Annotated in this window: 15 protein-coding genes and 3 tRNA genes; 11 read left to right on the plus strand and 7 right to left on the minus strand. The window is 51.9% G+C overall.

What is annotated here, in order from left to right; genetic code table 11:
• Positions 1–57: 57 nt before the first annotated feature.
• A complete protein-coding gene (locus CNE01S_RS00095; protein ID WP_061272097.1) occupies positions 58–282 on the minus strand; it encodes a DUF2594 family protein in 225 nt (74 codons plus the stop codon).
• Positions 283–763: 481 nt separating this feature from the next.
• Here CNE01S_RS00095 and uvrY point away from each other — a divergent pair, with 481 nt between their 5' ends.
• From uvrY to CNE01S_RS00125, 6 genes are all read left to right on the plus strand, one after another.
• Positions 764–1,420 carry a UvrY/SirA/GacA family response regulator transcription factor gene (uvrY, locus tag CNE01S_RS00100; protein ID WP_008453836.1) on the plus strand — a complete coding sequence of 219 codons (657 nt, stop codon included), beginning with the start codon at positions 764–766 and terminating at the stop codon, positions 1,418–1,420.
• Positions 1,413–3,245: an excinuclease ABC subunit UvrC gene (gene uvrC / locus CNE01S_RS00105; RefSeq protein WP_061272100.1), complete on the plus strand. Its 1,833-nt coding sequence runs from the start codon at positions 1,413–1,415 to the stop codon at positions 3,243–3,245. The genes uvrY and uvrC overlap by 8 nt, the downstream gene beginning before the upstream one ends.
• A 57-nt stretch (positions 3,246–3,302) precedes the next feature.
• On the plus strand, positions 3,303–3,851 hold the full coding sequence (gene pgsA / locus CNE01S_RS00110) for a CDP-diacylglycerol--glycerol-3-phosphate 3-phosphatidyltransferase (protein ID WP_061272101.1): 549 nt from the start codon (positions 3,303–3,305) through the stop codon (positions 3,849–3,851).
• Between the two features lie 167 nt (positions 3,852–4,018).
• Positions 4,019–4,094 (plus strand) — tRNA-Gly (locus CNE01S_RS00115).
• A 49-nt stretch (positions 4,095–4,143) separates the two neighbouring features.
• A tRNA-Cys gene (locus tag CNE01S_RS00120) sits at positions 4,144–4,217 on the plus strand.
• Positions 4,218–4,229: 12 nt separating this feature from the next.
• Positions 4,230–4,315, plus strand: a tRNA-Leu gene (locus CNE01S_RS00125).
• Here the strand turns inward: CNE01S_RS00125 and CNE01S_RS24190 are convergent.
• Both CNE01S_RS24190 and CNE01S_RS00130 read right to left on the minus strand, forming a co-directional pair.
• On the minus strand, positions 4,278–4,478 hold the full coding sequence (locus CNE01S_RS24190; protein ID WP_072279065.1) for a hypothetical protein: 201 nt from the start codon (positions 4,476–4,478) through the stop codon (positions 4,278–4,280). The genes CNE01S_RS00125 and CNE01S_RS24190 overlap by 38 nt on opposite strands.
• A 51-nt stretch (positions 4,479–4,529) precedes the next feature.
• Positions 4,530–5,405, minus strand: coding sequence for a BRCT domain-containing protein (locus CNE01S_RS00130; protein WP_061272103.1), 876 nt, complete (start codon positions 5,403–5,405; stop codon positions 4,530–4,532).
• A gap of 148 nt (positions 5,406–5,553) precedes the next feature.
• On the opposite strand from CNE01S_RS00130, the gene CNE01S_RS00135 reads away from it, so the two are divergent.
• From CNE01S_RS00135 to CNE01S_RS00145, 3 genes are all read left to right on the plus strand, one after another.
• Complete coding sequence (locus CNE01S_RS00135) at positions 5,554–5,994, plus strand: lysozyme (RefSeq protein WP_061272105.1); 441 nt, start codon at positions 5,554–5,556, stop codon at positions 5,992–5,994.
• A gap of 22 nt (positions 5,995–6,016) precedes the next feature.
• Positions 6,017–6,775: an alpha/beta hydrolase family protein gene (locus tag CNE01S_RS00140; protein ID WP_169799391.1), complete on the plus strand. Its 759-nt coding sequence runs from the start codon at positions 6,017–6,019 to the stop codon at positions 6,773–6,775.
• Between the two features lie 73 nt (positions 6,776–6,848).
• Positions 6,849–7,424 carry a UPF0149 family protein gene (locus tag CNE01S_RS00145; protein ID WP_061272108.1) on the plus strand — a complete coding sequence of 192 codons (576 nt, stop codon included), beginning with the start codon at positions 6,849–6,851 and terminating at the stop codon, positions 7,422–7,424.
• A gap of 42 nt (positions 7,425–7,466) precedes the next feature.
• Here CNE01S_RS00145 and ftnA read toward each other — a convergent pair whose 3' ends face one another.
• Positions 7,467–7,964 (minus strand): non-heme ferritin, encoded by a 498-nt coding sequence (gene ftnA, locus CNE01S_RS00150; protein ID WP_061272109.1) that lies wholly within the window; start codon positions 7,962–7,964, stop codon positions 7,467–7,469.
• Between the two features lie 350 nt (positions 7,965–8,314).
• On the opposite strand from ftnA, the gene CNE01S_RS00155 reads away from it, so the two are divergent.
• On the plus strand, positions 8,315–9,496 hold the full coding sequence (locus CNE01S_RS00155) for a NupC/NupG family nucleoside CNT transporter (RefSeq protein ID WP_008453845.1): 1,182 nt from the start codon (positions 8,315–8,317) through the stop codon (positions 9,494–9,496).
• A gap of 47 nt (positions 9,497–9,543) precedes the next feature.
• Here CNE01S_RS00155 and CNE01S_RS00160 read toward each other — a convergent pair whose 3' ends face one another.
• The 3 genes from CNE01S_RS00160 to yecR all read right to left on the minus strand — a co-directional run bounded on the left by CNE01S_RS00160 (position 9,544) and on the right by yecR (position 11,737).
• Positions 9,544–9,981, minus strand: coding sequence for a DUF3574 domain-containing protein (locus CNE01S_RS00160; RefSeq protein WP_061272111.1), 438 nt, complete (start codon positions 9,979–9,981; stop codon positions 9,544–9,546).
• Positions 9,981–11,255, minus strand: coding sequence for an MFS transporter (locus CNE01S_RS00165; protein WP_061272113.1), 1,275 nt, complete (start codon positions 11,253–11,255; stop codon positions 9,981–9,983). The genes CNE01S_RS00160 and CNE01S_RS00165 overlap by 1 nt, the downstream gene beginning before the upstream one ends.
• A 140-nt stretch (positions 11,256–11,395) precedes the next feature.
• Positions 11,396–11,737: a YecR family lipoprotein gene (gene yecR / locus CNE01S_RS00170; protein WP_061272115.1), complete on the minus strand. Its 342-nt coding sequence runs from the start codon at positions 11,735–11,737 to the stop codon at positions 11,396–11,398.
• 338 nt (positions 11,738–12,075) lie between these two features.
• Here yecR and CNE01S_RS00175 point away from each other — a divergent pair, with 338 nt between their 5' ends.
• Positions 12,076–13,227: a methyl-accepting chemotaxis protein gene (locus tag CNE01S_RS00175; RefSeq protein ID WP_061272117.1), complete on the plus strand. Its 1,152-nt coding sequence runs from the start codon at positions 12,076–12,078 to the stop codon at positions 13,225–13,227.
• The last annotated feature ends 224 nt before the right edge of the window (positions 13,228–13,451 follow it).

The raw sequence follows: 13,451 nt of genomic DNA on the forward strand, positions 1-13,451 counted from the left end.
GGTGTTGCGTGTGGCGCTGACGGCTGGCGAACCCGGATTCTGCCAGCCGCCCCCGGATTATTGACGGTAAGCCTGTTTAATTTGCTTAACGGTATTACTGAATACTTCAGCCTGAGAAGGGTCTTCCAGTTGAGCGATTTGCTTTTCCATTTTCAGGATAACGCGGCCCGCATCAGCCTGGCCCATAGCCTGCAGCATCAGGGTTAACAGCGTCTTCAGACAGGTGACTTCTTGTGCCAGTTCACGGGTGTTTTCGGCGGTGGAAAAATCTGGAGTGCTCATTTACTTTCCTCAATGCTTAGTTAGTACGCTGCCATTATGCACAGTGATATTCATAAGGCGGCGGAGTATACCATAACATTCGCCAGAATTATTCATGTTCGGCGGGTAAGAATGCGCCCAAACGTTTACCGTAATAAACAATATAGCCAGAGGTTATTCACGGGACAGTGGGAAGAATTAAAAACAAATTGTTTCACTCTCGTTTAACTAACGTTAAATATGGCGAGCGAATAAGTTTTTTATTCTTGATGGTCGTCGCATTTTGATTATTAGCTGTTTTTTAGTCAGCGAATAATAGCGCTCGTGCCGAAGGTTGAAACTTGACGTACTCCGCAGAAACAGACCTGAAAGTAAAGATATATTCTTCTTTGATGTTAACAGAATGTGCTGGCAGCAATTTGGATTTTAATGTTGCCGGAAAAACGTTAATATATGGCCAATTAGCTATCAGCAGCGTTATCCCTTTCTGGAGAATAGCCCTTTGATCAACGTTCTTCTTGTTGATGACCACGAACTGGTGCGCGCAGGGATACGACGCATTCTTGAAGAGATTAAAGGCATCAAAGTCTCGGGTGAAGTGAACTGCGGTGAGGATGCCATCAAATGGTGCCGCAGTAACCCGGTCGATGTCGTGTTAATGGATATGAATATGCCGGGGATCGGCGGCCTGGAAGCCACCCGTAAAATTGCCCGCTACTCTTCAGATATCAAAGTTATCATGTTGACTATCCACACGGAGAACCCGCTGCCTGCGAAAGTGATGCAGGCGGGTGCGGCTGGGTATTTAAGCAAGGGCGCGGCGCCTCAGGACGTGGTGAACGCTATCCGTTCCGTCAATGCGGGCCAGCGTTACATCGCTTCAGATATTGCTCAACAGATGGCCTTAAGCCAGATAGCGCCGGAAGCGGAATCCCCGTTCGCCAGTTTGTCTGAGCGAGAATTACAGATTATGCTGATGATCACTAAAGGCCAGAAGGTCAATGAGATCTCTGAACAGCTTAATCTCAGCCCTAAAACGGTGAACAGCTACCGCTATCGCATGTTTAGTAAACTGAATATCAGCGGTGACGTGGAGCTAACGCACCTGGCAATTCGCCACGGGTTATTCAATGCGGAGACGTTAATCAGCAGTGAGTGAACCTTTTGATTCCCGGGCTTTTCTTAAGACGGTAACCAGCAAGCCCGGCGTCTACCGCATGTACGATGCCGGCGGCACGGTTATCTATGTCGGCAAAGCTAAAGACCTGAAAAAACGCCTCTCCAGCTACTTCCGCACAAATCTGTCCAGCCGTAAAACAGAGGCGCTGGTGGCGTTGATCCAGCATATTGATGTCACGGTGACCCACACGGAAACCGAGGCTCTGCTGCTTGAGCACAACTACATTAAGCTCTATCAGCCTCGCTACAATGTGCTGCTGCGAGACGATAAATCCTATCCCTTTATATTCCTGAGCGCCGATAGCCATCCTCGGCTGGCGATGCACCGCGGCGCGAAGCACGCGAAGGGCGAGTACTTTGGCCCGTTTCCTAACGGCTATGCCGTGCGGGAAACGCTGGCGCTGCTGCAGAAAGTCTTTCCTGTTCGCCAGTGTGAAAACAGCGTCTATCGCAACCGCTCGCGGCCTTGCCTTCAGTATCAAATCGGGCGTTGCCTTGGTCCCTGTGTTTCAGGCCTGGTCACCGAAGAAGACTATGCCCGGCAGGTGGATTATGTTCGTCTGTTTTTAGCAGGGAAGGACGATCAGGTGCTCACGCAGCTTATTTCCCGTATGGAAGAGGCGAGCAAAAATCTTGAGTTTGAAGAAGCGGCGAGGGTCCGCGACCAAATTCAGGCCGTCCGCCGTATTACTGAGAAACAGTTTGTCTCCAATACCGGCGACGATCTGGACGTCATTGGCGTCTCGTTTGATGCGGGCATGGCCTGCGTGCACGTTTTGTTCATTCGCCAGGGCAAGGTGCTCGGCAGCCGCAGCTACTTCCCGAAAGTGCCGGCAGGAACGGAGCTGAGCGAAGTAGTGGAGACGTTTGTCGGGCAGTTCTACCTGCAGGGCAGCCAGATGCGTACGCTGCCTTCTGAAATTCTGCTCGACTTCGCGCTGGCGGACAAATCTCTGCTGGCAGATTCGTTGAGTGAGCTGGCAGGGCGTAAAGTGAATGTCCAGACCAAACCTCGCGGCGACAGGGCGCGTTACCTGAAGCTTGCCCGTACCAACGCGGCAACGGCGCTGGTGACAAAGCTTTCCCAACAGTCCACCATTCAGCAGCGCCTGAAAGCGCTGGCCGAAGTGTTAAAACTTCCGGAAGTAAAGCGGATGGAGTGTTTTGATATCAGCCATACGATGGGGGAGCAAACCGTCGCCTCCTGCGTGGTGTTCGACAGTAACGGCCCGCTGCGGTCTGAATATCGCCGCTACAATATTACCGGCATTACGCCGGGCGATGATTATGCAGCCATGAACCAGGTGCTGCGCCGCCGCTACGGTAAAGCAATAGAAGAAAGCAAAATCCCCGACGTGATTCTGATCGACGGCGGGAAGGGGCAGCTGGGGCAAGCAAAGACGGTGTTTGCCGAGCTGGATGTGCCCTGGGATAAACACCATCCTTTATTGCTTGGCGTAGCCAAAGGTAGCGATCGCAAAGCCGGGCTGGAAACATTGTTCTTTGAACCGGAAGGTGAGGGGTTCTCTTTGCCGCCGGATTCGCCGGCGCTGCATGTGATCCAGCACATTCGCGATGATTCCCACGATCACGCGATCTCCGGGCACCGTAAAAAACGTGCGAAGGTGAAAAGTACCAGCTCGCTGGAGACCATTGAGGGCATTGGACCCAAACGCCGCCAGATGTTGCTGAAGTATATGGGCGGATTGCAACCGTTAATCAACGCCTCCATCGAGGAGATCGCAAAAGTGCCGGGCATCTCGCAGGCATTGGCAGAAAAGATCTACTACTCGTTGAAACATTAAGGGCTCTGTAGCAACATAGAGACAATTTCCACTTATGACAGATAGTTAACTGGCACTATGCGATTCAATATCCCAACACTGCTCACGCTGTTTCGTGTCATCCTTATCCCGTTCTTTGTGCTGGCGTTTTATCTGCCGTTCAACTGGGCTCCTTTCCTTTGCGCCTTCATTTTTTGGCTGGCGGCCATCACCGACTGGTTTGACGGTTTTCTGGCGCGTCGCTGGAACCAGAGTACCCGTTTTGGCGCGTTCCTCGACCCTGTTGCCGATAAGGTGATGGTGGTTGTGGCGCTGGTTTTGGTGGCGGAACACTATCATGCCTGGTGGGTGACCCTGCCGGCGGCCACGATGATCGCCCGCGAAATTATTATTTCAGCGCTGCGTGAATGGATGGCGGAAATCGGCAAACGCAGCCGCGTGGCGGTTTCCTGGATAGGTAAAACTAAAACGATGGCCCAAATGCTGGCGCTGATCGGCATGCTGTGGCGGCCGAATATGTGGATTGAGTACGCGGGCATTGCGCTTTTCTTTGTCGCGGCGGTGCTGACGTTCTGGTCCATGTTCCAATATTTAGCTGCTGCACGGGGTGATTTGCTCGAACCGTGATCTATCCGGCGTAAAATTCAGCAAACGATTCGTGGTGTTAGAAAATTTCATTGACTCATTGCGTCAGGTAAGTAGAATGCAACGCATCGAAAGGCAGCAACGTTAGCCGGAAGATAATAAAATCAAGTGATTAGCTTAATAGCCACCAACAGTCACTTGTACAAAAAGCGGGAATAGCTCAGTTGGTAGAGCACGACCTTGCCAAGGTCGGGGTCGCGAGTTCGAGTCTCGTTTCCCGCTCCAAATTCAGGTAATAGAATTTCTGTTACCGCCTGAAAAGGCAAAAGATTTTGGCGCGTTAGCAAAGCGGTTATGTAGCGGATTGCAAATCCGTCTAGTCCGGTTCGACTCCGGAACGCGCCTCCAATTTCTTCCCGAGCCCGGATGGTGAAATCGGTAGACACAAGGGATTTAAAATCCCTCGGCTTATGGCTGTGCGGGTTCAAGTCCCGCTCCGGGTACCATGGGAATAAAAAGAATAAAATCAATGATAAGCAGTGTCGTGTAAACCACCTTCGGGTGGTTTTTTATTGCCTGCGATTTGGCGCTGCTCTTACCTTCGTAAACAATGAACGCCGCAAAGCGCTGCGGCGCCGTCGTGGATAGCCAGAAGCGATGCCCGCTCATCACCCGTTTACCCTGAAATCTTGATGACCTGAGAGCATCGCCCAGCGCCGATCAGGAAAAGTTCTTCCATTGCTCTTCGCTAATAATTTTTAGCGGGATCCCCTTTTCATCTCTGTATGACACCGCTTTTTCTATCTTCCTGCCGTGTGCTTTGTATTGCCAGTCACGGGAGCTAAGTGTACCAATAATGAGATAGTCGAGTTTTTGAGTTATATTGCTGATGACATTCGCGCCCTGCAGGCGAAGTTCAGCTTCACACAAACTTCGCTTGCCATAAATAAACTCACCGGTAAGGCAAACGGTAGCACCTGTAAAATCTAAAGCATCGATATTATCAATCGGCAGTTGTGTTGACAGACCATCAACAATACCAGACGCCATGTCACAGCCCGTAAATGAAATAAGGGCCTGCCTGAGCAATTCTCGTTCATCTTCTGTGATGAGTCCATCGGCCAAAATATCTTCTATAAGGGTATAAAGTTCTTTGCCGGGATAGTTATTTTTAAGCGCGCCATTGACGGAGAGAAACCATCTTAAATACTTTATCTCGGCATCAGTGAGCTGGTTGTTCGCAAGCATCCCTTTGCACAGCCCTTCGAGCAGGTGCCGGTCTGATTCAATGGAGTCCAGGTTGAGCCAGGGAAGGTCTATGAGTTCCTTCTGGATCTTAAGCAAGTCTGCCTTAAGCGATTTGATTTCTGAGGGGGCAATCACGCCATCGGCCAGTATATCTGCGATTCTACGGCGTATGGCTTTTACGCAATGGTTATCACTGATTTCTTCAGAGTCGAGTAACCACGTATCTAAATAGAGTATTTCTTTTTGATCAAGGTGACCATCGCTAAGTAAACCATCGATAATGCTAATTAAATTAGCGAATGCTTTGTCCCTGTTTTTAAAATAATGAAATCGAGAGTGCTCACTCATTTTTATTTCTTCCCTATATATTAACTGTCATTAGCATTTTACTGGCGTGATTATACCAAGGGTGTTTTTCGTTGTTCCTTGATGGATCACAATATATTGCCGTTCATTGGCTCATATGCTTATGACATTAGTCATGGGAGAATAAAAAATGAGAATGAGCAAAAAAGGTTTTGCTTTGCTGACAAGATTTGAAGGTTGCGAACTCGCGGCTTATCAGGATCCCGTGGGCGTCTGGACGATAGGTTATGGCTGGACAAAGCCCGTTGATGGTCTGCCGGTTGCTGGTGAGATGGTTATTACTCAGGACGTTGCCGATAGGCTGTTGTCCAGCGGTATCATGCAGTATGAAAAAGAGGTGGCGGGGCTGATAAGCGTAGATGTGAACCAGAACCAGTTCGATGCCCTGGTTGACTTTGCCTATAATCTTGGCCCCGGAGCGCTGAAAAGTTCTACGCTGCTGAAAAAGCTCAACGCGGGCGACCTGGCGGGCGCAGCAGATGAGTTCCCTAAGTGGAACAAGGCTGGGGGTAAAGTTCTCCGCGGTCTGGTTGAGCGAAGGGCCGCAGAGCGCACGCTATTTTTGTCATGAGAAGGTTGTTGCTGGCCCGAGAATGATAAAGCATGCGATGCTAAGCCATCGGCAGACACTCTATCAGGCAACCATGAATACTCCCGCCAGACATCTATTTGACGTCGCTTTCCACCACCACACGCTCAAGGCTGACAGTATTTTCGCCAGTAAAGGCCATGTACTGATGATTCACGGAGGTTCAAAAGACCGTCAGGCAAGCTTTCGCTATCGGCACCTGCTGGCGGAGCTGGGCTTTGGCAGCACGGCTTTCGATTGCATCGGCCACGGGGAAACTGGCGGCGATCTCTCTCACTCATCTTTAATCAGCCGCACGGAGCAGGCTTTGGCAGTTGCCGAACATTTAGGTTCTCAACTGACTGGCTGTATGGGCGTCAGCATGGGGGCCTACAATGCTTTGCAACTGAGCAAATCCGTGTCTCTGCGTTCCCTTATCCTGATGGTGCCGGGCGTGTATCACCCTTCTGCATATCAGGTAAACTTCGGGCCTGAATTTTCTGCCATTATCCGCCAGCCGCGAAGCTGGGCCGAAAGCGACGCCTGGCAGGCTGTGGCTGAATTTAGCGGCAATGTCCTGGTGATTGCCGCGGCTGAGGATCGGGTGATCCCGGCCGAAATCCCTCTGCGGCTTTATGATTCGGCCCCGGAGAAGGGCAAGCAAGCTTTGCTCACCGTGCCGGATGCCGACCACAACAGCGTCTGGCAGGTGCTGCAGCGTGACCCACCGCTGTACGAAAAAACCTGCCAATTGCTGATGGAATGCCTGACTAAAACGGAATGAAAATGACTCGTTGCGCGTGGAACGGGTACACTACGCAAAATTTTATTCAAAACGCGAGACGAGGAATCCAAAAATGACCCAGGGACCGCTGAACGAAGACGAAATTATCTGGCTGGATGACATCCTGCTGAAGTATGGCACGGCACATTCGGTGATTGATGTGGCCGAGCTGGACGGGCTACTCACGGCGCTGCTTTCGGGGCCAAAGGTGACTGAACCCGCCACCGTGCTGCGAGCGGTATGGGGCGGTGATGTTGAGCCAGAATGGGAAAGCAAAGAAGAGCTGACCCGCTTTAGCGTGCTGGTGTTCCAGCATATGAACGATATTGCCGAACGCCTGGCGGAGTATCCGGGGCAGTTTGAGCCGCTGTTTGGCACCAGCGAAGTGGATAACCGCGAAATCACTATTGTCGAAGAGTGGTGCTATGGCTACATGCGCGGCGCGGCGTTGGAAAGCTGGCCTGCACTGCCGGCAGAGCTTCAGCCGGAGCTGGACGCGATTGCCCTGCATGGGCTTGAGGAGAATGAAGCGAAGTTTGAGAGCCTGACTCCGGAAGCGTTTCTGGCGAGCATTGAGGCGATTAAACCTGCGGCACTGGCGTTATACGGTTACTGGCACAGCCAGCGAAACGGCGGAGCACTGCACTAAAATGAAAATAGCAGGCCGTAATGGCCTGCTCATCTGCGGCAATTAAGCCTGAGCGTCCAGCGTGGCCAGCTCTTTATCGACAAAGTACAGGCCTTCACCGCTTTTGCCCACCAGGCTGAGTTTATCCAGCACCGATTTAAACAGTTTTTCTTCTTCATGCTGCTCGGCAACATACCACTGCAGGAAATTAAAGGTTGGATAATCCTGAGAGGTCATGGCGGAATGCGCCAGGGCATTAATCTGACGAGTAATTAACTGCTCGTGCTCGTAAGTCGCTTTAAATAATTCGTCCAGTGAAGCGTATTCTAAAAATGGGGACTGAATGGCGTTAATGCGCGGCATGCTCCCGGTATCATTTAAATAAGCAAACAGACGCTGCATGTGCTCCATCTCTTCCTGCGCGTGGCGGCGCAGGAACGCGGCAGCCCCTTCGAAGCTGTGATAGCTGCACCAGGCGCTCATCTGCTGATAAAGCAGGGAGGAGTAGAGTTCAAGGTTCATCTGCTCGTTCAGTTTTTCAATCATTTCCGTCTTCAGCATCACAGGCTCCATATTTTTTGAGGGGCGTTAATATGGCGCTACTTTAATTATTAATTTTCTATAATGCAAAGAAATTGTTAATTATATTAGTGTAATGAGAATGGTTGTTACTATTATTTTATTTGTGACAAAATGAATTAATAATGAGAATTAATCTTGTTCCGCTTCGCTATTTTATTGCCCCGACCGGCGTAATAAATCAGTCATATTTTGCCGAATAAAATGGTAACCATGCTAAGAGTAAGTTTATGTTGTCATTGGAAAATCTTATGGCTAAATATTCTTATGACCACCATTTACCTGACGCGGGAGCTGTGGCTAAATACGTTTCTTTCAAAATTAGACTGCACATGAACATTCTTCATTTTCTTCTCGCACTTTTTGTCATCATGGGACTGGCGTGGCTGGTGAGCTTCGATCGTAAAACCATCCGAATCCGCTATTTGTTACAACTTGTCGTCATTGAAGGCCTGCTGGCGTTCTTCTTCCTGCACTCCGACAGCGGGTTGTGGGTGATTAACGGCGTGTCCGGTTTCTTTGGCCACCTGCTGACCTTCGCCGGGCAGGGCAGCGATTTCGTCTTCGGTGGGATGAGTAAAGCGGGCCTGGCCTTTATCTTCCTTGGCGTGCTGTGTCCGATAATCTTTATTTCGGCGCTGATCGGTATCCTGCAGCACTTCCGTATTCTGCCGATTATTATTCGTATTGTCGGTACGTTGCTTTCAAAAGTGAACGGCATGGGCAAGCTGGAATCGTTTAACGCCGTCAGCTCGTTGATTCTCGGTCAGTCAGAAAACTTCATCGCCTACAAAGGCGTGCTGGGCGACCTTAGCTCTCGCCGCCTGTTCACCATGGCCGCGACGGCAATGTCCACGGTTTCACTGTCCATCGTCGGGGCTTACATGACGATGCTCGAGCCGAAGTACGTGGTTGCGGCGCTGATCCTGAATATGTTCAGCACGTTCATTATTCTGTCGATCATTAACCCGACCCGCCCGGGCGCTGAGCCAGAAATCAAGCTTGAGAAGCTGCACGAATCCCAAAGCTTCTTCGAAATGCTGGGGGAGTACATCCTTGCGGGCTTCAAGGTGGCGATGATTATTCTGGCCATGCTGATTGGTTTTATCGCGCTGATCAGCGCCATTAATGCGTTGTTTGCTACCGTCTTCGGCCTGAGCTTCCAGCAAATTCTTGGCTATGTGTTCTATCCATTTGCGTGGCTGGTCGGTATTCCGCAGGCGGACGCGCTGAAAGCGGCCGGGATTATGGCCACCAAGCTCGTCGCTAACGAATTTGTGGCGATGATTGAGCTGCAGAAGATCATGGCCACGTTGTCGCCGCGCGGGCTTGGGATCCTGTCGGTCTTCCTGGTGTCGTTCGCTAACTTTGCTTCCATCGGGATCGTAGCTGGCGCCATCAAAGGGCTGAACGAAAAGCAGGGGAACGTGGTGTCTCGCTTTGGCCTTCGCCTGGTGTACGGTGCGACGCTGGTTAGTCTGCTCTCTGCGGCGTTTGCCGGGCTGGTTCTGTAAAAATAAAAACGGCGGGGAAACCCGCCGTTTTTTTTAACGCAAAATCATCAGAACGCGGCGCAGACCGGCTGGTCAACGCGCATCACGGATTCCTGCGCAAAGCGGGTTTTATAGATAGAGCGCAGTTCGTCTACCTTTTTGCTGCTCTCCGCATCGCTGCCGCGAATCAGCATAATCGCTTTGCTCGGCTCGTGGGTCACTTCACCCTTAGCGTTCAGCCATTGGCCTTTGGCGTCATATTCGGTCAGCCCTTCGCGGAAGCGTGGGGTCACGTCTTTATCCACAAAGCTACGCCACTCGTTCGCGGTAATTATCGCGCCGGATGGACGGCTGATGCCGAAATAGAGCGTGGTTTGCGTCATTGCATCGCCGACCTGGCACTGTTTAGCCGGCGCGGTGACTACCGACGTGGTTTTCGCTGGCGCGACACAGCCCGCCAGAGCCAGAGCTAATGCCCCTGCAAGTGTTGCTTTATAAAATACCATTATCCACCTGTCTTACTGTCATCATCATTATTAAAATTAAATGCGGAATTATTCCGCCGCGATATCAAATTACAATTCTGCACTTTTCGCAAGTCACCGAGCATCAACAGGGCAAGAATAATCCCGCAGATGCCGCTGCCGGGCAGGACCCACTGCGCGGGGAAGTATCCGGCAATCGTCCCCGTTACCAGCGGGGCGATTAACGTAATGCCAAGCTGCAGTCGCCAGGTTGCCGCCATTGCCGCGCCAACCTGCGGGCCGGGGAAACTGTCCATCACGTTGAGTGTGGCGACCAGATAGAACCAGTTACTGAACAAATGAGCGATAACGATGAGCGGCACGGCCAGCCACAAAGAGCCCGAGTACGCCACTGCGAAATAACAGAAAGTGAAAAGCAGGAGTGCCAGCATCAGCGGGAGGTTATTACCCGCCCGGTTGCGTACCTGCTTTTCGCTCAGAAGGAGTGGGGCCAGGAGCTGCCCAACGCTGCGGGCAAACAACAGCGCCAGGCCATTGGCGGTGTTATCCCCAGGTAACGCAGGGGCCAGAGCCGGGAGCAAAGCCATCACCGGTGCGCCCACAAGGGCAAGACTGGGCAGCAGCAGCAGGCTGCGCTTTTGCACCGGGGTAACGTTCCGCCAGCTAAATTCTTTGCTTTCGCCGGGGGCGTTGTCTTCTTCTCCCGTCACAACAAAGAGTGCTGAGGCGCGCCAGAGTAACCCTATAGCAAAGGTGAAACTGAGTGCATCCAGAAACAGCATCAGCCAGAGACTAACGTGGCCATATAATAATGTCCCAAGCCCCACGCCGAAGATAACGTTGGCGGCAAACACCAGCGTTTCAATACCCGCGGCGGCGGGCATTAGCGTTTTGGACAAGCCTTGTTTGAAGAGCTGACTCAGTACCGGCACCGTCATACCGGTGCTAAAGGCGGCTGCGGCCTGGCTCAGCAACAGCATGGCCGGGTGGTCACTCAGCAGCGCAAGGCACGGCAGAACCAAACCTGTAAGACCGAACACTTCACCGAGAAGCAGCACAGAAAATGCCGGCCAGCGTTTTAATAACCACACGCCAACAAAACTAGCTGGTAAGCCGGGCGCAAGTGCGAGGACATAAGCGAGAGAAAGCCAGGTGGGCGTAGCGTGGCTGTTTAACAGCTGGCTAAAAACCAGCACGTAAGTCAGGCCGTTGCCAATGGACGAAAACAAAAGCGCCAGCCCGAGCCAGGTGAACCAGCGGTGCTGACGCAGGGCGCGGAGCAATAAAAGAAGCATGTTAAGTTCCTGATGAAAAAATAGAGTCAAGCCGCCGTGGGAAAACGGCAGCGCGAGATATTTATCGTCAGGAACGGGTTACATTGGCGTCAGGCTTCTCTTTGCGCAGGTGTCACTAAAAATAGAGGAAAATTCACAAATTACCAGTTACTGGTGACGCCAGCATACTGTGGCCCGGTCACGCCACGGCACTGGTACTCCAGCACCACCTGCGTGTTCAGGCAAAGGCTACCGCTGTAGGTGGTACAGGTCTTGATGTCGCTGCCGTAAGGGATTGCGCTGGCATAGCCCCATTGCTGGCACTGGCGCGACGCGGTGGACTGGGCAAGGAATTTATCCACTTTGGCGGTTTGCAGCGGCGGCAGGCTATAGGCGAGGCGAACAACACCGGCAGGCTCATTAGTATTGAGCGGAACAGGCGTTTTGCTTACGGTGCATCCGCCCAGCAACAGGGCGGTAACGGCCAGATAAATACGCTTCATCTTTATTCATACCTCATACTTAACCGCCTTCATGGTAGCACGCGTGGCGGGCAGAAAAGCCTGTTCGATTATGAGGGCCGTAAATTCCATAAATTTCGAATTTTAAATAATCCCTAATTCAAATTACGAAATAAAAACGCCTTACCTAACGTAAATTCCCCACAAAATGCGCGGCGATTTTTTGATCAAATACGCGTCAAGTTTTGCTGAACCGTGCCGACAATAGCGCTACGGCGCGATTTAATTTCACTTATGCAGATATACGAGGGAATAAATCAGGACTTGCGTCGCTAAAGCCGCACAGGAAGTGCATTTTATTTTTACCGGGGAACCAGAGAATGAACATTATTCGCAATATAAAAATTCGCGCGATGGTGGTGCTGATACAAATCTTTTCAACGCTGGCGTGGATAGGCGTGGCGGGCGCGACGCTATGGCTGTTACATAATCTCAAACAACAGCTTACGCTGAGCCAGGAGCAGCAGGCGTGGATTAACACGGCTCAACTGATGCTGATGATCTCCATCGCCATCAGCATTGCGATCGTCATTTTTACCGAACGCTACCTGTGGTTTTGCCTGGTGAAGCCGGTCAATACGATCCGCCACCACATGCATGTCCTGGCGCAGGGCGAACTGGCGGCTTCGTTGCCCGATTTGGGGCGTAACTGTATTGGGCTGATGGTGCCGCCCATTCAAAAAATGCAGGAAAACTGGCAAAGGGCGGTGAGCCGGATCCGGGACAGCGCTGAGGCGATTCGCACCAACGCGACCGAAGTTTCCGGGGTGAATACCGACCTGTCATCCCGTTCGGAGCAGCAGGCCGCCGCGCTGGAGCAGACCAGCGCCAGCATGGCTCAGCTGAACAGCACGGTGAAGCTGAACGCCGACAATGCGAATCACGCCAGCCACCTCGCGCAGAATGCCACCAACACGGCGGTAAACGGCGGGGATTCTGTGAAGCAGGTGGTGAGGACAATGGACGTGATTGCCAGCAGCGCGAATAAAATTGTCGATATCACCACGGTGATTAACAGCATCGCGTTCCAGACCAACATTTTGGCGCTGAACGCCGCGGTGGAGGCGGCAAGGGCGGGTGAGCAAGGCAAAGGCTTTGCGGTCGTCGCCAGCGAGGTGCGCAATCTGGCCAGCCGGAGCGCCGGGGCCGCGAAAGAGATTGAAACGCTGCTCAACGACTCTGTCAGCAATATTCATACCGGGTCACAGCAGGTGCGAAAAGCGGGGGAGGCAATGGATGAAATTCTCCGCGCCGTGAAACAGGTCAACGACATCATGGGCGAGATTGCCAGCGCCTCCCTTGAGCAAAGCCAGGGCATCGGGCAGGTTGGGATCGCCGTTCGGGAAATGGACAGCGTGACGCAGCAAAACGTAAACCTGGTCCAGAGGTCGGTGCTGTCTTCCGTTGAACTGGAGAAGCAGGCGCACCATCTGCATGATGCGGTGGCGATGTTCCGTCTCAACGCCATCTGAAAATAACACAAGTGATAAAGCAGCCTCCGGGCTGCTTTTTTTATGCGCTGAGCAGATTGGGAAAAGAAAATTATGTGACGCAGGTGGGGTAAATAATATTCCCCGCGGACAGGGGCGTCAGGCACCATGCGGATAGTTAAAATTCGGCTAAGCTTATGCTTTTTAGACACATTTACAAGCGATAGCGAGTGTCGCACTATGCGGGCTCTTATTGAGCAAGGAGT

Source organism: Cedecea neteri NBRC 105707 = ATCC 33855 (assembly GCF_001571265.1).
Classification (GTDB): Bacteria; Pseudomonadota; Gammaproteobacteria; order Enterobacterales; family Enterobacteriaceae; genus Cedecea; species Cedecea neteri.

Coding starts and splice junctions, on each gene's coding strand:
- CNE01S_RS00095 (WP_061272097.1), bottom strand. CDS start 282: ATGAGCACTCCAGATTTTTCCACCGCCGAAAACACCCGTGAACTGGCA.
- pgsA (WP_061272101.1), top strand. CDS start 3,303: ATGCGATTCAATATCCCAACACTGCTCACGCTGTTTCGTGTCATCCTT.
- CNE01S_RS24190 (WP_072279065.1), bottom strand. CDS start 4,478: ATGAGCGGGCATCGCTTCTGGCTATCCACGACGGCGCCGCAGCGCTTT.
- CNE01S_RS00130 (WP_061272103.1), bottom strand. CDS start 5,405: ATGAGTGAGCACTCTCGATTTCATTATTTTAAAAACAGGGACAAAGCA.
- CNE01S_RS00135 (WP_061272105.1), top strand. CDS start 5,554: ATGAGAATGAGCAAAAAAGGTTTTGCTTTGCTGACAAGATTTGAAGGT.
- CNE01S_RS00140 (WP_169799391.1), top strand. CDS start 6,017: ATGATAAAGCATGCGATGCTAAGCCATCGGCAGACACTCTATCAGGCA.
- CNE01S_RS00145 (WP_061272108.1), top strand. CDS start 6,849: ATGACCCAGGGACCGCTGAACGAAGACGAAATTATCTGGCTGGATGAC.
- ftnA (WP_061272109.1), bottom strand. CDS start 7,964: ATGCTGAAGACGGAAATGATTGAAAAACTGAACGAGCAGATGAACCTT.
- CNE01S_RS00155 (WP_008453845.1), top strand. CDS start 8,315: ATGAACATTCTTCATTTTCTTCTCGCACTTTTTGTCATCATGGGACTG.
- CNE01S_RS00160 (WP_061272111.1), bottom strand. CDS start 9,981: ATGGTATTTTATAAAGCAACACTTGCAGGGGCATTAGCTCTGGCTCTG.
- CNE01S_RS00165 (WP_061272113.1), bottom strand. CDS start 11,255: ATGCTTCTTTTATTGCTCCGCGCCCTGCGTCAGCACCGCTGGTTCACC.
- yecR (WP_061272115.1), bottom strand. CDS start 11,737: ATGAAGCGTATTTATCTGGCCGTTACCGCCCTGTTGCTGGGCGGATGC.
- CNE01S_RS00175 (WP_061272117.1), top strand. CDS start 12,076: ATGAACATTATTCGCAATATAAAAATTCGCGCGATGGTGGTGCTGATA.